The organism is Pontixanthobacter luteolus, assembly GCF_009828095.1.
Taxonomy (GTDB): domain Bacteria; phylum Pseudomonadota; class Alphaproteobacteria; order Sphingomonadales; family Sphingomonadaceae; genus Pontixanthobacter; species Pontixanthobacter luteolus.
Genome location: NZ_WTYP01000002.1, coordinates 475,867 through 497,003, shown reverse-complemented (window position 1 = coordinate 497,003; position 21,137 = coordinate 475,867). Strand labels below are relative to the sequence as shown.

The window sequence follows — 21,137 nt, the reverse complement described above, 5'->3', positions numbered from 1 at the left end:
GCCTGCGGTCAGTTACCGGTCATCGGGACTTCGCGCGCGAAATCTTCCCGGAAGGCCGCGCTGGGATCACCGCGCAATTCTCTTTGAGGGCGAAGCGAACCGGAATTGATCCGCTCGGGAGCAGCGCCCGCTTCCGCGCCTGGTGCAACAACCCGCCAAATGATCCCCGCAGTATCGTCGCTAACCAGCAGCGAACCATCCTGCGCCCATTCGACCCAGGTCGGCCGGCCGCGCGTTGTGCCTTCGCCTGTCAGGAAATTGGTCAGCACCGGAACCGGCTTGCCTTCGGGATTGCCGCGCGCATCGAACGCAACATAGACAACGTCGTAACCGGATGCAGGTTTGCGGTTCCAAGATCCGTGCCGAGCGATGAATGCACCCTGCCCGAAATCGCTGCCCATGCGGTGCCCTTCCTTGGTGAACACCATGCCGAGCGCGGCAACGTGCGGGCCAAGCGCATAGACTGGCCGGCGAGCATATTCCTGCAGGTAGGCAGGCATGGGCGCTTCGACACGATCGTCGAAATTGTCGCGGTAATAGATCCATGGCCAGCCATACTGCACGCCAACAGGCACGTTAGTCAGATAATCCGGGACGAGGTCGCTGCCGAGCATGTCGCGCTCGTTCACTGTGGTCCACAGCTCTCCGCTCCACGGGTTCCAGTCGAGCCCATTGGGATTGCGCAGGCCCGAACCGAAGATCCGCGCGCGTTCCTTGGTAAGATCATATTCCCAGATCGCCGCACGGCCTTCTTCGACCTCCATGCCTTTCTCGCCGATATTGGAAACCGAACCGACCGCGACGTAAATCCGTTTGCCATCGGGGCTCATCTCGATATTGCGCATCCAGTGGCCGCCGCCGGGCGGCAGATCCATCAGCTTTTTCGCCTGGCCGGTTACTGCGGTATCGCCGAGAGCATAGGGAAATGCGAGCAGCGCATTGTGATTGGCGATGTAGAGCGTGTCTTCTGCCCATGCGATGCCCGAAGGGGATTCGAGTGCGTCAGTCAGGACAATGCGTTCATCGGAAACACCGTCCGCGTTGTTATCCCGCAAGAGAACCAGCTCGTCGGCCGATTCGCCCGTCGCACCGGCGCGTGACATAAGCAGGTCAGCGATCCACGCTGTGATACCGCCACCATCGCCGTTCGAAGGCGCACGGGTCAAAGTGACCAGCACATCGCCATTGGGCAGAGTGTGCAGAACCCTCGGATGATCCAGACCTTCGGCAAAGCGTTTGACTTCAAGACCGCTGGCGGCGGCTGGCGTCTCTCCCTCTTTCCAGCCCACTGGCTTGGCAATGTTGACCGTGGGAATGGCCTCAGCCTCAGCCTCCTGAAGGGTAGGGTCGGTCCCGGCGACATCTTCTACCGAAAGGTCGGCCGTGTCGCCGCGTGTCAGCCAGAAAAGTAGCGCCGCAATCGCGGCCAATACGACGATGATCCAGATCAGGACTTTGCGCTTTGTGCTCATGGGATAGAGGAATAGTCCGACTTCCTCCTTGCGGCAATGGCGCATCGGCCTAGATGGGGGCGATGTTCGATTTCACTCCTGATCGCTCCGGCACTGAAACGCTGAGCAAGCCTGAACTTTACCGGCAACTGGCGAGCGCCGCCGACGCGCTGACCAGCGGCGAGCCTGATGGCGTGGCCAATATGGCCAATGTCGCCGCGCTGATGTGGGAATTCATCCCTACGCTCAACTGGGCGGGATTTTACCGGGTGATTGGCGGCGAGTTGGTACTTGGCCCGTTTGTCGGGCGCCCGGCCTGCATCCGGATACCCTTTGGCCAAGGGGTCTGCGGCACCGCTGCAAGCACTGGCGAGACGCAGTTGGTGGAAGATGTTCATGCATTCCCCGGGCACATTGCGTGCGACGCAGCCAGCAAGTCCGAACTGGTGGTGCCGATATTGAAGGACGGCACCGTGGTTGCGGTGATCGATCTCGACAGCCCTGAGACCGGCCGCTTCGACGATGAGGATGCAACGGGAATTGAAGCGCTCGCAAAGCTGCTGTCCTGCGCAATCTAAGCTTTCTTTCGAGAACGGACTAATCGCCCCGAAACGGGACACGCACACGCCGGCCCATGGCTCCGGCGGCTTACGATGGTATATTTTCCCCTAATTTCTCGAGAATCAGCATATTCTCGAGCTACATTTTCCAAGGGGGAAAGCCATGACAACCCGTACCATCGTTTCACTCGGAGCCGCCACCAGCGCACTGTTCGCAGCCGCACCTTTGGCGGCGCAGGACATGACCTATGGCGGCGGGTATGAATATGCCCAGCCGGTACCCGCAGCCGCATCGGCACCCTCCCCTGTCCCGGCGCCTGAGGTGGTTTTTCGTCAGGAACCCGTAGTTCAGCCGATCCCCGTACCTGCCGCGCCGACAGGCTATGCAGAGGCAGATTACGGTGCCGACTACGAAGTGGAAGATATCGAGGTTGAATACAGCGCGCCTGCCATGGCCCCAGGCGGGTATCCGGTCCAATATGCAGGCCCGCATCACGGCGGCCATCGCGCTATCGCGCACCCTGGTCCGCAACATCCGGGAGCATACCCACAGCACGCCCAATTCGATCACGCCGCTTGGCTAGAAGAATGCGAAGCACGTTATGCAGATGCAAATGATGATGGCAACGGCGGGTTGATCGGCGGTATCCTTGGCGCCGCAGCAGGCGGACTGATCGGAAACCGCGTCGCCGATTCAGAACGACTCGCAGGCACTCTCATAGGTGCCGGGGTCGGCGGACTGGCCGGTCTGGCAATCGGATCCGCAATCAGCGCCGCCGGCAAGGACCGGAAGCGCGGCGATGCGGCCGAATATTGCGAAAACTGGCTGAACCGGCACCTCGGCGGTTATTATCCGCAGGGCTATTACCCGCATTATTACCAGCAACAATACATTCTGGTGCCCTACACTGTGGCTGTGCCGCAGCGGGCAGTCGTTCGCGAGTATGTGACAGAGGAATATGTCGACGTACCTGTCACGACGTATGAGCGCGTGCCGGCCAAGCGCCATATCAAGGCACGGCCTGCTCCAAAGCCGGTGAAGCAAGCGCCGGTAAAGCGCGTCAAATCAGTGAAGGGCAAGTAACCGCCCCTCAGCGCTTCGATCAAATCAAAACGCCGCCGGCCCATACAGGCTTGGCGGCGTTTGCTTTTGTACCGATCAAATTTATTGCGGATTTACACGTCCACCCTGAGAAATTGCGCGGCGCAACTTTTCAGGCAATGCTCAATTCACGGGTAAAGCCAGAACCTCCGAATGGCTAAGTGCTTGAGATACTTAAATATCTCCGCCCGTTAGGCGCTGGCATATCAGATCGAGCTGATCCAGTGTTCTGTAGCGGATGGTGACCGTTCCAGAACGCGGATCGGTGTCGGTTTTGATCTTTACCGACAGGCCAAGGAATTCCTCAAGATGGCTTTGCACCGCAGCAATGTCGGCATCTTTCGCCGGGTCGCGCGACGGGCGCGCCTGCCTGCGGGCGGTTTCACTACCCTCGCCGCTATTTTTGGCGAGCTTTTCAACTTCGCGCACTGACAATTTTTTGGAAACGGCGCGCCTTGCCAGGTCGCCCGCGTGCTCATGGCCAATCAATGCCCTCGCATGACCCATTGAGAGGCTGCCTTCCTCCACCAGATCAAGCACATCGCCCGGCAAACCCAGCAAACGCTGAATGTTCGCAACGTGGCTGCGCGACTTGTCGACCAGCTTGGCGATTTCGGCCTGAGTCATGTCCTGGTGTTCGGCCAGTCGCTGGTAAGCCCGCGCCTCTTCAACAGGATTGAGATCTTCGCGTTGCAGGTTTTCGATCAACGCGATCGCCATAACGTCAGCTTCGTCCAGATCGCGGACAATTGCCGGAATTTCGTGCAATTGCGCCTTTTGGGCAGCCCTCCAGCGCCGTTCGCCGGCTACGAGACGGTATTTGTCGTTTCCTAGCGGAGTGACAATGATCGGCTGAATAACACCGCGCACCGCGATAGACGCGGCCAGTTCCGAAAGTGCGTTATCATCGAAACGCGTGCGAGGCTGGCCAGGCAGCGGCTCAATTGCCGCAACAGAGACTGAAGAGAGACCGGAAGCAGGGCTAGCTGCCATCGTCCCGCCTTCCTGCCCGTTATCAGAACTCTCAGTTTCGCCCTTGCGCGCAAGAGGCTCTTCACGGCGCGTTTCACCCATCAGCGCGCCTAACCCGCGGCCGAGCTTCTTTTTCTTGTCCTGAGCGCTGCGAGGAGGAATTGTCAGGCGGATCGGGTCGTTCTCCTTGCTCATGCAGCTTTCCTCTTCTCCGGCAGACGTCCGATCAGTTCTCGCGCCAGCGCAATATAGGCGCGGCTTCCTGTGCAGGAATGGTCGTAGACCAACGCAGGCAAACCGTGGCTGGGCGCCTCAGACAGGCGGACATTGCGCGGAATTACCGATTCGAACACAAGATCGCCCAAGCAATCGCGAACATCGTCGGCAACCTGATCGGTCAGCTTGTTACGGCGGTCGAACATGGTGAGCACAATGCCGATAATGCCCAAGTCGGGATTAAACCGCTGCTGAACCCGCTCCACCGTCAAAAGCAGCTGGCTAAGCCCCTCCAGCGCAAAGAATTCGCATTGAAGCGGGACCATCAACGTGTCTGCGGCGCCGAGCGCGTTGAGGGTCAAAAGACCCAGCGAAGGCGGGCAATCGATGAAACAAATGTCGTGGTCGGTATGATTCTCAAGCGCTGCGCTCAATCGTGCCGTCCTGTCTTCTACCGATACCAGTTCAACCTCGGCACCGCTGAGGTCGACCGTCGCGGGCACCACGTCCAACCCTGGGATATTGCTGGGCATTGTACATTCAGCAAGCGGTAGTTCGTCGACCAGCAGATCGTAGCTGGAACGCGGGCGATCACCGCTTTCGATGCCCATACCGGTAGAAGCATTACCCTGCGGGTCCAGATCGATCAGCAGCGTCTTCCAACCGGTTGCAGCCATTGCTGTGGCGATGTTGATTGCGGTTGTGGTTTTGCCCACCCCACCCTTCTGATTGGCAATGGCGATAGTGATCATATCTTGGTTCGCATCCCTTTCGCGAGTGAGCCAACAAGAATGCCGGCATCATCGTCGGTCAAAGACTGTTCCACGTGAAACAGTTTTCGCGCCTTTTTCGGCAGTGTTTGCAATTCTTGCGCCGCCGACCGCCCTTTGGGCAACACAAATGTGGTTTCGGCTGTGGAGAATCTCGCGGATAAGTCGATCAGCTTGGGCAGCGGAGCGAAGGCCCGGGCCGAGATGACAGATGCTCGGACGCTTTCGACAAGCTCCAGCCTTTTGCCCTCAATCGTGCATTTGGGAAGCGTGAGATCCATCCGCATGCGCTCAAGCCAGTCGATCCGTTTGCGCCGCGACTCTACCAGCACCACTGGTCTCTTCGGACGCATGATAGCGATGATCAGGCCGGGCAACCCCGCTCCGGTCCCAAGGTCAAGCCAGACGCCTGTTTCACGTGAAACATGGCTGAGCAATTGAGCGCTGTCGGCGATATGCCGCTGCCACGCGGTCTCCAAGGTCGGCTTCGCAACCAGGTTCTGGGTCTCGTTCTCGAGCTTGAGTGCAGCCACGAACTGATCAAGCCGCTCCATCGCTTCTGCATCGCACAGATCGCTGACAAACTCGCGAGCTTCCGTTTCGGACGTGATCATGCCGCCAATTGCTCCAATCGGCGCGCCTGCACAAGCAATGCAGAAAGCGCTGCCGGGGTGATGCCGGGAACCCTTCCCGCATCGGCGAGAGACTCAGGCTGCGCCGTGGAAAGCCGTTCGATCATCTCATTGGATAGGCCGGGTACGCTTGAATAAGGGAAGTCACGCGGAAGGCGGACTCTATCACTCGCCCTCAGATCCCGCAGCTCAGCTTCCTGGCGGGCGAGATACGGGGCATAAGCGGCATCTTCAGCAAGCTCCCCAGCGAGCTCGCTCGCCGGATCAAACCCTTCAGGCAGCCAAGGCTCCAGCGACGAAAGGCCGATATCGTTGAACCGAAGCCATTCGGTGAGCGGTTTACGTCCCCCATCCCTCCTTACGGGGAGGTCAGCATCATGAAGCTCGGTGGCCAGAACCTCACGCTCTAGGCCCGTCGTCCACTCCGCGCGCTGCTCTTCACGCCTCGTGAACCAATCGAGCCGTTCGGGCCCGACGCAACCAGCATCTGCCGCCAACCGGGTCAAGCGCGTGGTTGCGTTGTTGGCCCTCAATCTCAGGCGGTACTCAGCTCGTGAGGTCAGCATCCTGTATGGCTCTGTCACGCCGTGCAGCGTCAGATCGTCCACCATCACGGCTATATAGGAGTTCGCGCGGTCCAGCGCCGGTGCTTCTCGGCCCAGAATGTGTGTCGCTGCGTGCATTCCGGCGACCAAACCCTGTGCCGCTGCTTCCTCATAACCTGTCGTGCCATTGATTTGGCCGGCGCAATACAGCCCCGGTATATCGCGCAATTCAAGGCCGCTATTAAGCGCCCGCGGGTCGATATGGTCATATTCCACCGCGTAACCGGGGACCACCATTTCCACGTGAAACAGTCCGTCCATCGCCCTGAGCATGTCGTGCTGCACATCGACGGGCAACGATGTGCTGATCCCGTTGGGATAGACAAGATGTGTGTCGAGACCTTCCGGCTCCAGAAATATCTGGTGGCCATCGCGGTCGCCAAACCGGTGAATCTTGTCTTCGATCGACGGGCAGTATCGCGGCCCTTGCGCATCAATCGCCCCCGAAAACAGCGGCGAGCGATCGAGGTTTGCGCGAATAATATCGTGGCTTTTCTCGTTTGTGCGAGTGATCGCGCAGAATATCTGCGGGTTAATCCGCGTGCCGGTCAGCGGCGACATCGTCCAATGGTCGGCATCTGACGCCTGCTCTGGCAGACCTGCCCAGTCGATCGTTCGGCCGTCCAGGCGGGGCGGCGTACCGGTTTTCAGCCGCGCCATGGGCAGATCCGCACCGCGCATCTGCTCTGCCAGTCGCTGTGCAGAACCCTCCCCGATGCGGCCGCCAGTTAGCCTTTCTTCCCCGCGAAACAACGTTCCGCCAAGGAATGTGCCCGTACAAAGGATAACAGCCTGCGAATGAAGCTTCGTTCCATCGGACATTTCAAGCCCCGAAACCCGCCCGCCGTCAAACAGAAGCCCTGCGGCCTCGCCTTCTATAAGGGATAGATCGCCCTGGTGTGTGATCAAGCGATGGACGCATGCCTTGAACAGCTTCCGATCGGCCTGAACTCGCGGGCCCCAGACAGCGCTGCCTTTTGACCGGTTGAGCATCCGGTAATGGATGGCCGCCGCGTCTGCAGCGCGCCCTATGATCCCGTCAAAAGCGTCAACTTCACGGACCAGATGACCCTTGCCGAGGCCGCCAATCGCGGGGTTGCAACTCATCGCACCAATTGCGTCCAAGTCGAAACTGACCAGCCCAACGCGCGCACCCATGCGTGCAGCCACGGCAGCCGCCTCGACCCCGGCGTGTCCGCCGCCGATCACCAGAATGTCGAAATTGTGCATATTCGCCAATTAGGCTGACAGCTGCACATCGTCAAAGGCTTGTTTGTTTCACGTGGAACGTTGCGAGCGTTTTTAGCCCGAGTGTTTCACGTGGAACACCGTGAGTTCCCCGAAATGCCTATTTACCGATGCAGAACCGGCCAAATAGCGCGTCGAGCATATCTTCCGTCGAAGTTTGGCCAATCAAGCGGTCAAAAGATCGGCGTGCGAGCCGCAATTGTTCACCGATTAACAAAGGGTCGTTCAACCGTGTCGCATCATCGAGCGCGTCATGAGCCTCCGCAATCAGATCCGCTTGTCGCTGGTTGAGCGCAACCGAACCCGGTGCCGGCAAAGCCATCTTTGCATGTTCGACAAGTTTCCGGCGTAAATCGGCGATACCTTCACCGGTTTCGGCAGAAATTCGGAGTTTTGGTGCCTCTTTGCGTACTGATGTGTCGATATCTGCTTTCGCGTCGATTTCCCATGCGCCGTCTGGCCCCTCGCCCTCCGGTCCAAGCCAAAGCGTCAAATCAGCCAATTCTGTCTGGCGCCTGGCACGTTCGATACCGATCATCTCGATCGTATCGTCGCTCTTGAGACGAAGTCCGGCGGTATCGACAAACAGGAACGGTATCCCGGAAAGCGACACAGGTCTTTCGATCACATCCCGCGTAGTCCCTGCTGTCGGGGAAATAATCGCTGCATCGTCATCAAGCAGCGCGTTGAAGAGAGTTGATTTTCCGGCATTCGGCGGGCCGGCGAGCACAACACGAAACCCCTCGCGAAGCTTCTCGGCACGGGGCCTCTCCAGCCAGTCCGAGAGTTCTGTCACGAAGCCGCCCAGTTGCGCCCCGAATTGCTCGGGCAATTCCGAAACATCGTCTTCGTCGGAAAAATCAAGTGCGGCCTCAACCAGCGCCGACAGTTTGAGCACTGTGCCGCGCCATTCCTCCACCTGTCCCGACAAAGCGCCGCCGACCATCGCCATTGCCGATCGCCGCTGGAGCTCGGTTTCCGCGGCGAGCAGATCGGCAAGCCCTTCTGCCTCTGCCAGATCGATCTTTCCATTCGCAAAAGCGCGCCGCGTGAATTCGCCCGGCTGTGCAGGGCGCAGCCCGTCCATTGCTGAAAGCGCGGTCTCCACTCCGGCAATGACCGCCCTGCCCCCGTGCAGATGCAGCTCTGCAATGTCCTCTCCGGTAACGGTGTGCGGGCCAGGAAGCCAAAGCACGAGCGCCTCGTCCAGCGGCAAACCCTTGGCGTCACGCAAGGTCCGGAAACTCGCCCGTCTTTTATCGGGAAGCGCGCCGGCTAGCTGGACGAGCGCTTGCCCGGCCCCTGCCCCGCTCACCCGGATGACAGCGATACCAGCAGGCGGACTGCCACTGGAAAGGGCGTAAATTGTCTCCATTTGCGCCCCGCGCCCGGTCAGATCAGTCTTTCTTTGACGGCTTGGATGATGCGCCACTGGCGGCGCTGGCACCTTCGACAAAGTTCTGGAACAGTTTGAAGCCGATCTGGCCCATCGGCGCGAGTTGCTTGGCAAATTGCTGGAGCTGTTCGGGGTTGCTGACACCCTTCATCGCCTTGGACATGGTGTCGACATAAATGTCGTTTGCCTTCGACACGTCGGGCAATCCCATGAAGGTCCGCGCTTCTTCTGGCGAACAATCGATTTCGATCTGGACCTTCATTGCATTTCCTCCGTTGTATGTGTGCCGCTTCCACTGCGGCTCTCTATTATCTGGGTTTGGCAAGCCACCGCGCAAGGGTTAAGCCCATTTCGAAAAATTCCAAGGAGTCATTCATGAGCGAGACTGTTTCAATTCCCACCCTTTCGGGCAACGCCGACTTTTCGGCCTATTTGGCGAAGCCGGCCGGAAAACCGAAAGCAGCGATTCTCGTGATCCAGGAAATCTTCGGTGTGAACGCCGGCATCCGGCGCAAATGCGACAAATGGGCAGAAGAGGGCTACCTGGCGGTTGCACCTGACCTGTTTTTCCGCATGGAACCAAATCTGGAGCTCGACCCCGATATCGAACCGGAATTCAACAAAGCACTGGAATTGTTCGGTAAATACGACGCAGAGGATGGTGTCCGCGACATTGAGGCGACCATCAAATGGATCCGCAAGGAAGCGGGCGTAGAGAAGGTTGGCTGCGTGGGATACTGCCTCGGCGGCAAACTCGCCTATATGACTGCAACTCGCACCGATGTGGACGCATCCGTTGGCTATTACGGTGTAATGATCGACCAGATGATCGGCGAAGCCAAGGCAATCGCCAATCCGTTGATGCTGCACATCCCGACAGAAGATCACTTTGTCGACAAGGCCGCGCAAAAGGCCATGCATGACGGGCTGGATGCCCACGACAAGGTGACTTTGCACGATTACGCTGGGCTTGATCATGGTTTTGCAACCGAACACGGCAAGCGGCGCGATGAAGAAGGGGCCCAGCTGGCTGATCGGCGCACTTGGGAATTTTTCGCACAGAACCTGGGATAAGCGCAGATCATGCGAATATTGGCCCCGCGCTATTCCGTACCGCTGATACTGGCAGCCCTAGCGGCCGCAGCATGGCTCGTCCAACCGGCGAGGATACTGCTGTGGCTGCTCGTACCGCTGCTCCTGATCGCAATGTGGGACTTCTTCCAGAACAAGCACTCGCTGCGCCGGAATTACCCACTGATCGCCCGTATCCGCTGGATCATGGAAGATTTGCGGCCCTTTGCGCAGGCCTATCTGGTTGAAAGTGACCTAGAAGGGCGCCCCTTCAGCCATCAGGCACGTGCGCTTGTCTATGCGCGCGCCAAGGGCGACCTTGATTCGCATCCTATGGGGACCGAACTCGACGTATATTCCGATGAATATGAATGGCTTAGCCACTCGGTTGTACCCAACGAAAACCAGCCGGAAAACTGGCGCGTTACAGTTGGCAGCCCGGAATGTGCCAACCCCTACTCCTCCTCTCTGCTCAATATTTCCGCGATGAGTTTCGGATCGCTTTCCGCAAGGGCAATTGAGGCGCTTAATCTGGGCGCCAAAATGGGCAATTTCGCGCACAACACCGGCGAAGGCAGTATCAGCCGGTACCACCGCGCGCCCGGCGGCGATCTGATCTGGGAAATCGGCAGCGGGTATTTCGGATGCCGGGCAAAGGATGGCAGCTTCGACCCGGCCCTGTTCGCAGAAAACGCCGCAAGCGATCAGGTGAAAATGATCGAAATCAAGCTCAGCCAAGGCGCAAAGCCAGGCCATGGCGGCGTCTTGCCCGGGCGCAAGGTGACCGAAGAAATCGCTGAGGCCAGAGGCATTCCCGTCGGTGAAGACTGCCTGTCACCGGCTGCACATTCGACTTTTGAAACACCGATCGAGATGCTCGAATGGATTGCCCGACTGCGCGATCTGAGCGGCGGATTGCCAGTGGGTATCAAACTGTGCGTGGGCCAGCCGCACGAAGTTTTCGCCATTGCCAAGGCGATGCTTGAAACCGAAATCACACCCGACTTCATCACCGTGGACGGGGCCGAAGGCGGAACCGGCGCGGCTCCGCTGGAACTGTCCAATTCAGTCGGGATGCCGCTGCGTGAAGGACTTATTTTCGTTCGCAATGCGCTGGTCGGCACTTTGCAGAAAGACAAGGTGAAGATTGCCGCGTCGGGCAAGATCCACTCGGGCGCACAAATGGCAAAGGCATTTGCGCTGGGCGCTGATTGGTGCAACGCCGCACGTCCGTTCATGTTTTCGCTCGGCTGCGTCCAGTCGATGGAATGTCATACGGGCAACTGCCCCACCGGTGTCGCAACCCAGAAAGCATGGCGGCAAAGCGGCCTGATTGTTGAAGACAAGGGGCCAAGGGTGGCCCGTTTCCAGAAACAGACGCTCCATTCACTGCGTGAAATCGTGATCGCTATGGGGCTGGAATCGCCTTGGGAAATCCAGCCGCGCGATATGCGCGAACGGCTCAACGGCGCGCGGTCGAACGCGATCGATGCCATCTACACCTTTGTTGAACCCGGCGAGCTAATCGCCGGTAGCGATAACGCACTGCTGACAGCGCACTGGAAAATGGCGCGGGCAGACAGCTTCAGGAGAGCATTATGAGCGCTGCAGAAAATCTCGATCGCTGGCACAAGATTGCCGAAAACGGCAGCAAGCCAGAGGAGCTCGCCAGCATTCTAGCGCCCGATGCGGTGTTCCATTCGCCGGTCGTCCACACACCGCAAGAAGGGCGCGACAAGGTTGTCGCATACCTCAGCGCTGCCGGACACACTTTTGCCAACACCGGTTTCGAATATGTCCGCGAGATAGCCGATGGCCCGCACGCGGTGCTGGAATTCACTGCCAATCTGGAGGGAATTCACCTCAACGGGATCGATATGATTACCTTCAACGACGAAGGCTTGATCACCGATTTCAAGGTGATGGTCAGGCCGCTGAAAGCCGTGAACAAGATCTGGGAAATGATGGCCGCCCAGCTCGAGCAGCAGGGAAACTAGTTTAGCGCGGCAAAGTTCAGGATCGTGCGTCTGAGCTGCGGGTCAAGAGCATCCGGCAATTCTGCCTCCAACGTGCTTTGGCGCGCGTCAACATCATCGACCAAACGGATATGGCGCATTGTCCAGTCAGGGCAGGCGCGTTCTTCGGTGTAGATGTCTTCCAGCTTTGAAACACCGCTGTGCCGCGTGTCGCTGGCGATCCGCCGCATGACCCACATCAGGTCTTCCTGCTCGCCTTCCAGAAGCTGGAGAAAGTTGCGCCCATTATACAGGAGCATTCCGGTCACGCCGCGTTCGGCATTGTTGCGGGAGCATGATGCCAGGATCAAATCGATTTCAGACCGTGAGAGATCCGGTGCGGTACTGATGTAGATATACTGGCGCATGACCCCTCGCTAATCGCCTACCCGAAACAGATTGCGTGTAACCCACCAGTCAGCAATCCGGTGCCCCTATATTGCGCAAATCACCGCCGGGTCAATTGACGCCGGCGGCGATGCGTTTCTGGGTGGCTTGCCGCAGCAGTGTATCGCCCCGATTACTGGTTCATCGTGTCGAAGAAGTCTTCGTTTGTCTTGGAATCCTTCATCTTGTCGAGCAGGAATTCCATCGCGTCGATCGTGCCCATCTGCATGAGAATACGGCGCAGGACCCACATCTTCGAAAGCTTGTCCTTCTCGACCAGCAGCTCTTCCTTGCGGGTACCGGATTTGCCGACATCCAGCGCTGGGAAGATACGCTTGTCCGCAACCTTGCGGTCGAGCACGATTTCGCTGTTGCCGGTGCCCTTGAACTCTTCGAAGATAACTTCGTCCATGCGGCTGCCGGTATCGATCAGCGCGGTCGCGATGATGGACAGCGATCCGCCTTCCTCGATGTTACGCGCGGCACCGAAGAAACGCTTAGGACGCTGCAATGCGTTGGCATCGACACCGCCGGTCAAGACCTTGCCAGAGCTTGGAACCACGGTGTTGTAAGCGCGGCCAAGACGGGTGATCGAATCCAGCAGGATCACAACATCGCGCTTGTGTTCGACCAGGCGTTTCGCCTTTTCAATAACCATTTCAGCCACTTGAACATGGCGGGTCGCGGGTTCGTCAAAGGTGGAGGAAATAACCTCGCCCTTCACGCTGCGCTGCATGTCGGTAACTTCTTCCGGGCGTTCATCGACCAGCAGCACCAGCAGGAAAACCTCCGGGTGATTGTCGGTGATGGCCTTGGCGATGTTTTGCAGCAGAACGGTCTTACCGGTCCGCGGCGGCGCCACGATCAGGGCGCGCTGGCCCTTGCCCTGCGGCGAGATGATGTCGATTACCCGCGCGGACTTGTCCTTGACCGTTGGGTCGAGAGTATCGAGCGACAGCTTCTCTTCCGGATAAAGCGGGGTGAGATTGTCGAAATTGGTCCGCATCCGAACCTGGTCGGGATCTTCGAAGTTCACGCTGGTCAGCTTGGTCAGCGCGAAATAGCGTTCGCCCTCTTTCGGCGCGCGGATTTCACCTTCTACCGTATCGCCGGTGCGCAGGCCCATCTTGCGGACCTGATTGGGCGATACGTAAATATCGTCCGGACCGGCGAGGTAATTGGCCTCGGGCGAGCGGAGGAAGCCGAAGCCATCCTGCAGCACTTCGATGGTGCCGATGCCCATGATCTTTTCTTCGTATTCTTCGTCTTCAGCCAGTTCGCGCAGGATGCAGAACATCAGGTCCTGCCGGCGCATGGTCGATGCGCCTTCTACGCCCAGCTCTTCGGCCATGCTGACAAGGTCGGCCGGTGCTTTGAGTTTCAAGTCTTTGAGATGCATTTGTAGTACTTTCATTGCCCGGAAACGGGCGATTTCAATGTGGCCGGCAGGTCAATCTGGGCTTGGAGAAAGCAGACCGGTTCGCTGTTCAGCGATCCTCAGCCGGAATTGGGTTTTCAGTTACGCCCGGTGCCGGACGCCGTCAAATGATTTGCAGCGTGCCGCGGCGCAGATGACCGCAAAATCAGAACGGTTTCACGACCACCAGGATCACGATGATTGCCGCAGCGATACCGGGCACTTCGTTAATCAGGCGCAGCGCCTTGCCCTGAAGCGGGCGTTCTCCGCGGGCGAGCTTCTTCGCATATGCCGACATCCAGCCGTGATAGCCCGACAGCAGCAGCACGATCAGCAGTTTCGCGTGGAACCAGCCCTGGGTGTGGGCACCGACAGTGCTCATCAACGCCAGGCCAAGAACCCAGACCACGATGATCGAAGGCAAGAGAATAATCTTGAGCAGCTTTTGCTCACGGTCGATCCACTTCGCTTCCTCGGGCGAGCCGGGGTCTGCCTCCTGGTGATAAACGAAATAACGCGGCAGCATGAACAGCCCCGCCATCCAGAAGATCACGAAAATGATATGACCGGCCTTGAGCCACAGATAAATCATGGCGAGCGTTTCCTGCATGGTTGCGAATTGGGGACGAAGGGCGCGATTGTCACCCCTTCCAGCCTCTGACAGCCGAAATTAACTGCTCGACATGGGCGATTGGCGTGTGCTGGCCAATGCCGTGCCCGAGGTTGAAAACATGCGGCCGATCGCGAAAAGCCTCAAGCACGCGGTGGACTGCATGATCCAGCGCCTCGCCGCCGGAAAGCAGCAGCAAAGGGTCGAGATTGCCCTGTACCGGCAGACCTTCGGGCAGGTTCTGCGCGGCCCACACTGGATCGACGGTTTCATCGATACCGGCTGCGGAAACTTTCGTCTCGCGCATGTAGGCGGGCAGTTTTTCGCCGGCACCCTTGGGAAATCCGATGATCGGCAAATCAGGATAGCGCGCATGCATCGCAGAAACGATTGCGGCGTTCGGTGCAATGACCCAGCGCTCGAATTCAGCCGGAGCAAGGCTGCCCGACCAGCTGTCGAAAATCTGTACCGCTTCCGCCCCGGCATCGACCTGCCCCGACAGATATTCGACGGTCAGATCGACGATTGCATCGATAATCGCGCCGAATGCTGCAGGATCGCGGTAAGCCATGGCGCGCGTTTCATGCTGGTCGCGGCTGCCCTCTCCCGCCACCATGTACGTTGCCACGGTCCACGGAGATCCTGCAAAGCCCAGCAAGGTGGTTTCAGGGCCGAGTCCAGCCTTCACCCTGGACACGGTCTCATAAATCGGATCGAGGCGCTGTGGCACAGCTTCAAGGCTGCTGAGCGCATGATCGACGAGCTTTGGCGAGAGACGAGGTCCTTCGCCGGCAAGAAATTCCAGGTTCTGGCCCATGGCATAGGGAATGATCAGAATATCGGAAAACAGGATCGCACCGTCGAACCCGAACCGCTTGATCGGTTGCAGAGTCACTTCGGTCGCTGCCTCGGCATCATAGACCAGATCGAGGAAACCGCCCTTTTCCGCACGCAGTTCGCGATATTCAGGCAAGTATCTGCCAGCCTGCCGCATGAGCCACATGGGTACTTTGTCAGCGCGCTTTCCGCGCAGGGTTTCGAGGAGAAGACCAGGCATCGAGGGGTCCTAACTAAATAATATTATTTATATATAGAGGATGAAGGAGTCTGTTGGCCCTGTGGAAATCGGGGATAGCGTCTCTCTGCCCGATTTCTCCCGCTTTGAACACCCTTTGGGCCGATGCGAATCTGCAGACTCCCTTGGTCAAGCAAAGCTTATCCACGCTGTCCCCAGCCTGTCGACAAGCTAGCGGACCTGTCCATAAACGGACTCGGTAAGGACTCGCACTGGGCATGGAATCCGGGCCCGAACTTGTCGTCAGCTTTGTCCCGTGTTTTATGCTCAGCATTCTCCACAGACCAAACGGGCCTATTATTCTCTCATGAGCCGCCTCCATCTCCACCTCCTGTCAGATTCAACCGGCGAAACGCTGGAAATGGTTGCGAAGGCCGCGCTGGCCCAGTTCGAAGATGCTGACATCATACGCCATTTCTGGCCGATGGTCCGCTCGAAGCAGCATCTCGACCGGATTGTCCCCGACCTTGCGGCAAATCCCGGCCTGGTGCTGTTCACTCTGGTCAATCCGGAGACGCGCCAAAGACTGGAGGACCATTGCCGCCAGCTCAGCCTGCCTGCGGTCCCGGCGCTAGATGCGGTAACCGCTGCGCTGGAAGACCAGCTCGGGCAGGAGGCGCATGGACGGCCCGGCAGGCAGCACTTGATGGACGACGCGTATTTCAAACGGGTCGATGCAATCCATTATACGATTGCGCATGATGACGGGGTCGGGTGGGAAAACTGGGAGGAGGCGGATATTGTCCTGGCGGGCGTATCGCGCTCGTCCAAGACCCCGACCAGCATTTATCTCGCCAATCGCGGGTACAAGACAGCCAATATTCCGCTGGTGATCGAAAGCCCGCCGCCCGATGCGCTGTATGGCTTGAAGAGACCCCTTGTGGTGGGCCTGACCACCGCGCCCGAACGGCTGGTGCAGATCCGCCGCAACCGGCTGCTCTCGCTCAACGAACAGGCGGAGACATCGTATATCGATGACGAACGCGTGCGCGAGGAAGTGAAGTTCGCCCGCCGCATGTTCGCCGACAACGGCTGGCCGGTGATCGACGTCACCCGCCGATCGATCGAAGAAACGGCAGCGGCGGTTATCAACCTTGTCGGCGAAAGGGAGCGGCGCGAAATTGCACCGCGGGTCGGGACCAAGCCGATATGATCGTCCTCGCGTCGAAAAGTTTCTCTCGCAAGGCAATGCTGGACGCCGCCGGAGTTGACTATGAAAGCGTCCCGGCCTCGATAGACGAGCGAGCCGCAGAACAATCGATGGCCGGTGCATCACCCGCCGAAATCGCCGCCGGTCTTGCGGTCGCGAAGGCCGAGGCTGTCAGCCCCGCCCATCCGGGCGCCATCGTGCTTGGCAGCGACTCGCTGGTCGTTGCTGGCGGCCAGCGCTTCGACAAGCCATCAAACCGCGATGCAGCCGCCGATCATCTGCGCTTCTTTTCAGGCAAGGAAATGCAATTGCACAGCGGTGCAGCGCTGGTCCGCGATGGAGAAATCCTGTGGCAAGATGCCGCCACAGCGTCACTGCAAGTGCGCGAATTGTCAGCCGAATTTATCGAATCCTATCTCGATGCCGAATGGCCGGCTGTCGCTGGCTGTGTCGGTGTATTCCGGATCGAAGCGATGGGTGTGCAGTTGTTCGAAAGCATCACGGGCGATCAGTTCACTGTGCTGGGCATGCCGCTGCTGCCAGTTCTGGGCGCGCTGCGCGATCTGGGCGAGTTGCCGAAGTGACCGCCCCGCGCCCCTATGCGGAGGTGATCGGCGACCCGATCAAGCAGTCCAAGTCGCCCGCGATACATGGCTTCTGGATCGAGAAGCTTGACCTCGATGCGGAATACCGCGCGGCACAAGTCACGCCCGAGGGGCTCGCGGATTACCTCGCGAATGCCCGGTCGGATGAAAATTGGGCAGGTTGCAACGTAACCATGCCGCATAAACAGGCGATAATACCTTTGCTGGATAGTATGGACCCGCTGGCGGAAAAAGTCGGCGCGGTGAATACGGTGGTCCGGCAACCCGACGGTACGCTCAGGGGTTTCAACACCGACGTCGGCGGATTTCTGGAACCGCTCGCCGGTCTGCTCGATCAGACCCACTTGTTTCGAATGGCGCGCGTTTTGGGCACTGGCGGTGCCTCGCGCGCGGTCATCACCGCGCTTGATCGGCATAACATTGTATTGGTCCTTGCTGGCAGGAACACTGACAAGGCGGCCGAATTGATCGCGGAACTTACCGGGGCTCGCGATCACCATATCGCGCCGCTCGCGCATTTCGCGGAGCCCACCGATTTCGCCTTCGACGACCGCGAAGGGTGCCTCGATCTTATCGTCAACACCACGCCGCTGGGAATGCGCGGCCAGCCCCCCCTGCCCTTCGATTTCAGCCATGCTCCGCCCCGCAGCGTATGTTATGATATAGTCACCGACCCGCTGGAGACGGAGTTCCTGAAGAACGCCCGCGCGCAGGGTCTGGCAACCATAGATGGGCTTTCCATGCTGATCGGCCAGGCGGCGGAAGCGTTCGAATTGTTCTTCGGCAAAAAACCTCCACGCGGTGACGATGCACAATTGCGTGAAAGGCTGATGCAATGAGCAAACCCGTGATACTCGGCCTCACCGGCTCGATCGGGATGGGCAAATCGACCGTCGCTACGATGTTTGCAGAGGCAGGCGTTCCGGTTTTCGATGCCGATGCCGAAGTGCGAGCGATGCAGGGACCCGGCGGCGAACTGCTCCCGGCGATCGAGGCTGAATTTCCCGGTACGACCGGCGAACGGGGGCTGGACCGCGATGCAGTTGGCAAGCTCGTGTTTGCCCAGCCCGATGCGCTCGCCCGGCTGGAGGCCATCGTCCACCCTGCGGTTGCGCGAAAGCGCGAGGCATTCCTGATCGAACACGCCTCTGCGCCGATGGTGCTGTTCGACATCCCGCTGTTGTTTGAAAAAGGGGGGCATACGGCAGTCGACACCATCATAGTGGTGTCTGCCCCGGCAGAAGCGCAGCGCGAACGTGTGCTCCGGCGGCCAGGTATGACCGAAGAAAAATTCGCTCATATCCTGCAATTGCAGGTGCCCGATGCTGAAAAACGTGAGCGCGCGGATCATGTGATCGACACCGGTTCAACGCTGGACGCAACGCGGGCGCAAGTGCTTGAGCTGATCGAGAAGCTTCGCGCCCGGCCCAGCTAAAAATCATCTGTCTGACCCCTTGCGCAATGCGGGGTTGAGGCGCACATTCCAATTAATGCGTGAAATCGTTTTCGACACTGAAACCACCGGCCTAGACCCCTCAACCGGGGACCGGATGGTTGAAATCGGCTGTGTCGAGATGGTCAACCGAGTTGAAACCGGGGCCAGCTATCACTGCTATTACAATCCGGAACGCGATATGCCCGCTGCAGCAGAGGCGGTTCACGGTCTTTCCAGTTCTTTCCTGTCCGATAAGCCGCTGTTCCGTGATGTGGCGCAGGATCTTCTCGACTTTCTGCAGGATTCACCGCTGGTGGCGCACAATGCCGGGTTCGACTTTGGCTTTCTCAACAACGAGCTCTCGCTGATCGAGCGTGAACCGATCAGCATGGACCGCATGGTCGATACGGTGGCCATCGCTCGCAAAAAGCATCCGGGCGCAAAGAATTCCCTTGATGCGCTGTGTTCGCGTTACGGTGTCGACCGGAGCCACCGGGTGAAGCATGGCGCACTTCTCGATGCGGAGCTGCTCGCCCAGGTTTATGTTGAACTGACGGGCGGCCGGCAGATCGGTCTGGAACTCGCCGCTGAAACCGTCATCGTCGAAACAACCGAGACGGCGAGTATCAGCATTACGACCGGCCCGCGCCGCGAACCGCGCCCGCATAGCGCGACGGCTGAAGAACTGGCGCGTCATCTAGCGTTTATTGAGAATATTAAGTCACCCCTTTGGGGCAAGTAGGTCGGGAACCCTCTTCCCGTCGGGTCCAGTGAATAAGGAGAATAAGACCATGGATATTCGCGTCTCAGGCCATCAGGTGGAAACCGGATCAGCACTCCAGACTCACGTTGCGGACCGACTTAACGGGATCGTCGACAAATATTTCGGCAGTGCGATATCCTCGCACGTCACTTTCGGGAAGGCACCGGCTGGCGCGTTTAGCTGCGACATCGTGACCCACGTGATGCACGGGCTGACGGTCAAAGGACATGCGGAGGCGCATGACGCGCATCAGGCGCTGGATCAGGCTGCACAGAAGATTGATAAGCAGGTGCGCCGTTACAAACGCCGGATCAAGGATCGCCACGAACAGGCTGCGCACGCTTCGAAGGAAGAAGAAGCCGCCTACACTATCTTTGCATCAGCACCTGAACCCGAAGAACAGGAAGAAGAAGCGGGCGGCGATTCGCCGCTGGTTATCGCTGAAACCAAAGTAGACATTCCCGAAGCCAGCGTAGCTGACGCAGTCATGATGCTGGACCTGCGCGATACCAACGCGATGTTCTTCAAAAATGCTGGAACCGGGCGGCATAATATGGTTTATCGCCGCCGTGACGGGTCGATCGGTTGGGTCGAACCACATTAAGAAGTCCTCCTGACGTCTTTCGTCGAGGCTGGACTACCCGGGTTTTTCAGTAACTTGCGGCTTGTAAATTGCCGCTCAGTACGCATGAACCCAGCCTTCGGATCGTGTTAGACAGAATCAGTTTTGCCAATGGACGCCAATTTCAAACTTCTGCCCGAAGCCGTCGCGGCAATTCGCGCCGGCACCAAGGACGCTATTCTCGCCGCTGCAGCTGATCGCTTTGCTGCCGTGTACGGGGTCGACCGCGACACCGTGCTGGAATCGCTTGAGGAAAGAGAAGCTTTGGGAAGCACCGGGTTCGGGCGCGGCGTGGCGATCCCGCATGCGCGTATCGATACGATCAACCGTCCGGTTGCGGTCCTGCTGCGCCTCGAATCTCCGGTTGACTTCGGTGCGGCGGACGGAATGGATGTGGACCTGGTGTTCGGCCTTCTGTCCCCCATCAATGCAGGCGTCAGTCATTTGCACGCGCTGGCGGCTATTTCCCGCATGGTCCGCGATGACGACATGCACCAGGCCCTGAGCGAGGCGCAGGATAGCGAGGCACTCTACGCCTTGCTCACCAACAGTTCGGACCGCGATGTCGCTTGACGGGCAGAACGAAGGCGCGGAGCTGCACCACCGCGCACTGGAACGGCTCTATGCGTCTGCGCCGGTAAACCATCTGTTCGATTCGGCACTGGAAATCACCGGCGAAGGTCGTTCGCGGCTGGTGTTCAATGTTACCCCGCAATCCTATCACGCCGCTGGTGCGGCCCACGGGACGATCTATTTCAAGATGCTCGACGACGCGGCATTCTATGCGGCAAATACGCTCGTCACCGACCGTTTTCTCCTTACGACATCGTTCAACCTGCATTTCACCAAGCCTGTGCGAGAGGGCAAGGTCATTGCCGAAGGTCACTGGGTCAGCGGCAAGCGGCGGGTATTCGTGGCCGAATCGCGTCTGATCGATGAAGAAGGCGACGAAATCGGCCGCGGAACCGGCACCTTCATGCGTTCGCACATCTCCCTGTCGGGACTTCCCGGCTACCGAACGGATTGAGCCGGACG

General features: G+C 58.8%; 24 protein-coding genes. 13 read left to right on the top strand and 11 right to left on the bottom strand.

Annotated elements, in window-relative coordinates:
• Positions 1-8: 8 nt before the first annotated feature.
• Entirely contained in the window at positions 9-1,472 is a 1,464-nt protein-coding gene (locus GRI43_RS10915; protein WP_160731142.1) for a PQQ-dependent sugar dehydrogenase, read from the bottom strand.
• Positions 1,473-1,534: 62 nt separating this feature from the next.
• On the opposite strand from GRI43_RS10915, the gene GRI43_RS10910 reads away from it, so the two are divergent.
• Both GRI43_RS10910 and GRI43_RS10905 read left to right on the top strand, forming a co-directional pair.
• Positions 1,535-2,029 carry a GAF domain-containing protein gene (locus tag GRI43_RS10910; RefSeq protein ID WP_160731141.1) on the top strand — a complete coding sequence of 165 codons (495 nt, stop codon included), beginning with the start codon at positions 1,535-1,537 and terminating at the stop codon, positions 2,027-2,029.
• Between the two features lie 145 nt (positions 2,030-2,174).
• Positions 2,175-3,095 carry a glycine zipper 2TM domain-containing protein gene (locus tag GRI43_RS10905; RefSeq protein ID WP_202391700.1) on the top strand — a complete coding sequence of 307 codons (921 nt, stop codon included), beginning with the start codon at positions 2,175-2,177 and terminating at the stop codon, positions 3,093-3,095.
• Positions 3,096-3,287: 192 nt separating this feature from the next.
• Here the strand turns inward: GRI43_RS10905 and GRI43_RS10900 are convergent, their stop codons facing one another.
• The 6 genes from GRI43_RS10900 to GRI43_RS10875 all read right to left on the bottom strand — a co-directional run bounded on the left by GRI43_RS10900 (position 3,288) and on the right by GRI43_RS10875 (position 9,214).
• Entirely contained in the window at positions 3,288-4,280 is a 993-nt protein-coding gene (locus GRI43_RS10900; protein WP_160731140.1) for a ParB/RepB/Spo0J family partition protein, read from the bottom strand.
• Positions 4,277-5,053 carry a ParA family protein gene (locus tag GRI43_RS10895; protein ID WP_160731139.1) on the bottom strand — a complete coding sequence of 259 codons (777 nt, stop codon included), beginning with the start codon at positions 5,051-5,053 and terminating at the stop codon, positions 4,277-4,279. Before GRI43_RS10895 ends, GRI43_RS10900 begins: the two co-directional genes overlap by 4 nt.
• Entirely contained in the window at positions 5,050-5,685 is a 636-nt protein-coding gene (rsmG, locus tag GRI43_RS10890; RefSeq protein WP_160731138.1) for a 16S rRNA (guanine(527)-N(7))-methyltransferase RsmG, read from the bottom strand. Before rsmG ends, GRI43_RS10895 begins: the two co-directional genes overlap by 4 nt.
• Positions 5,682-7,538, bottom strand: a complete 1,857-nt coding sequence (gene mnmG / locus GRI43_RS10885; protein WP_160731137.1) for a tRNA uridine-5-carboxymethylaminomethyl(34) synthesis enzyme MnmG — start codon at positions 7,536-7,538, stop codon at positions 5,682-5,684. Before mnmG ends, rsmG begins: the two co-directional genes overlap by 4 nt.
• A 118-nt stretch (positions 7,539-7,656) precedes the next feature.
• Entirely contained in the window at positions 7,657-8,931 is a 1,275-nt protein-coding gene (gene mnmE / locus GRI43_RS10880; RefSeq protein ID WP_160731136.1) for a tRNA uridine-5-carboxymethylaminomethyl(34) synthesis GTPase MnmE, read from the bottom strand.
• 22 nt (positions 8,932-8,953) lie between these two features.
• Positions 8,954-9,214: a DUF6489 family protein gene (locus GRI43_RS10875; protein ID WP_160731135.1), complete on the bottom strand. Its 261-nt coding sequence runs from the start codon at positions 9,212-9,214 to the stop codon at positions 8,954-8,956.
• 113 nt (positions 9,215-9,327) lie between these two features.
• Between GRI43_RS10875 and GRI43_RS10870 the strand changes: the two genes are divergently transcribed.
• From GRI43_RS10870 to GRI43_RS10860, 3 genes are read left to right on the top strand one after another with little or no spacing between them, the layout of a single operon-like run.
• A complete protein-coding gene (locus tag GRI43_RS10870) occupies positions 9,328-10,026 on the top strand; it encodes a dienelactone hydrolase family protein (protein WP_160731134.1) in 699 nt (232 codons plus the stop codon).
• Positions 10,027-10,035: 9 nt separating this feature from the next.
• Complete coding sequence (locus GRI43_RS10865; protein ID WP_160731133.1) at positions 10,036-11,625, top strand: FMN-binding glutamate synthase family protein; 1,590 nt, start codon at positions 10,036-10,038, stop codon at positions 11,623-11,625.
• A complete protein-coding gene (locus GRI43_RS10860; RefSeq protein WP_160731132.1) occupies positions 11,622-12,020 on the top strand; it encodes a nuclear transport factor 2 family protein in 399 nt (132 codons plus the stop codon). Before GRI43_RS10865 ends, GRI43_RS10860 begins: the two co-directional genes overlap by 4 nt.
• Here GRI43_RS10860 and GRI43_RS10855 read toward each other — a convergent pair.
• The 4 genes from GRI43_RS10855 to hemE all read right to left on the bottom strand — a co-directional run bounded on the left by GRI43_RS10855 (position 12,017) and on the right by hemE (position 15,509).
• Positions 12,017-12,406, bottom strand: coding sequence for a BLUF domain-containing protein (locus GRI43_RS10855; RefSeq protein WP_160731131.1), 390 nt, complete (start codon positions 12,404-12,406; stop codon positions 12,017-12,019). The two genes, GRI43_RS10860 and GRI43_RS10855, sit on opposite strands and share 4 nt — an antisense overlap.
• A 152-nt stretch (positions 12,407-12,558) precedes the next feature.
• Positions 12,559-13,824 (bottom strand): transcription termination factor Rho, encoded by a 1,266-nt coding sequence (gene rho / locus GRI43_RS10850; protein ID WP_160731698.1) that lies wholly within the window; start codon positions 13,822-13,824, stop codon positions 12,559-12,561.
• A 184-nt stretch (positions 13,825-14,008) separates the two neighbouring features.
• Positions 14,009-14,434 carry a CopD family protein gene (locus GRI43_RS10845; protein ID WP_420850001.1) on the bottom strand — a complete coding sequence of 142 codons (426 nt, stop codon included), beginning with the start codon at positions 14,432-14,434 and terminating at the stop codon, positions 14,009-14,011.
• A 49-nt stretch (positions 14,435-14,483) separates the two neighbouring features.
• Positions 14,484-15,509: a uroporphyrinogen decarboxylase gene (hemE, locus tag GRI43_RS10840; protein WP_160731129.1), complete on the bottom strand. Its 1,026-nt coding sequence runs from the start codon at positions 15,507-15,509 to the stop codon at positions 14,484-14,486.
• 325 nt (positions 15,510-15,834) lie between these two features.
• On the opposite strand from hemE, the gene GRI43_RS10835 reads away from it, so the two are divergent.
• The 8 genes from GRI43_RS10835 to GRI43_RS10800 all read left to right on the top strand — a co-directional run bounded on the left by GRI43_RS10835 (position 15,835) and on the right by GRI43_RS10800 (position 21,129).
• On the top strand, positions 15,835-16,680 hold the full coding sequence (locus tag GRI43_RS10835) for a pyruvate, water dikinase regulatory protein (RefSeq protein WP_160731128.1): 846 nt from the start codon (positions 15,835-15,837) through the stop codon (positions 16,678-16,680).
• Positions 16,677-17,261: a Maf family protein gene (locus GRI43_RS13975; protein WP_160731127.1), complete on the top strand. Its 585-nt coding sequence runs from the start codon at positions 16,677-16,679 to the stop codon at positions 17,259-17,261. Before GRI43_RS10835 ends, GRI43_RS13975 begins: the two co-directional genes overlap by 4 nt.
• Entirely contained in the window at positions 17,258-18,121 is an 864-nt protein-coding gene (locus GRI43_RS10825; protein ID WP_160731126.1) for a shikimate dehydrogenase, read from the top strand. The genes GRI43_RS13975 and GRI43_RS10825 overlap by 4 nt, the downstream gene beginning before the upstream one ends.
• Positions 18,118-18,717 carry a dephospho-CoA kinase gene (gene coaE / locus GRI43_RS10820; RefSeq protein ID WP_160731125.1) on the top strand — a complete coding sequence of 200 codons (600 nt, stop codon included), beginning with the start codon at positions 18,118-18,120 and terminating at the stop codon, positions 18,715-18,717. The genes GRI43_RS10825 and coaE overlap by 4 nt, the downstream gene beginning before the upstream one ends.
• Before the next feature lie 55 nt (positions 18,718-18,772).
• Entirely contained in the window at positions 18,773-19,459 is a 687-nt protein-coding gene (dnaQ, locus tag GRI43_RS10815; protein ID WP_160731124.1) for a DNA polymerase III subunit epsilon, read from the top strand.
• A gap of 49 nt (positions 19,460-19,508) precedes the next feature.
• Positions 19,509-20,084: a ribosome hibernation-promoting factor, HPF/YfiA family gene (hpf, locus tag GRI43_RS10810; RefSeq protein WP_160731123.1), complete on the top strand. Its 576-nt coding sequence runs from the start codon at positions 19,509-19,511 to the stop codon at positions 20,082-20,084.
• A gap of 129 nt (positions 20,085-20,213) precedes the next feature.
• A complete protein-coding gene (locus GRI43_RS10805) occupies positions 20,214-20,675 on the top strand; it encodes a PTS sugar transporter subunit IIA (protein WP_160731122.1) in 462 nt (153 codons plus the stop codon).
• Positions 20,665-21,129 (top strand): PaaI family thioesterase, encoded by a 465-nt coding sequence (locus GRI43_RS10800; protein ID WP_160731121.1) that lies wholly within the window; start codon positions 20,665-20,667, stop codon positions 21,127-21,129. Before GRI43_RS10805 ends, GRI43_RS10800 begins: the two co-directional genes overlap by 11 nt.
• The last annotated feature ends 8 nt before the right edge of the window (positions 21,130-21,137 follow it).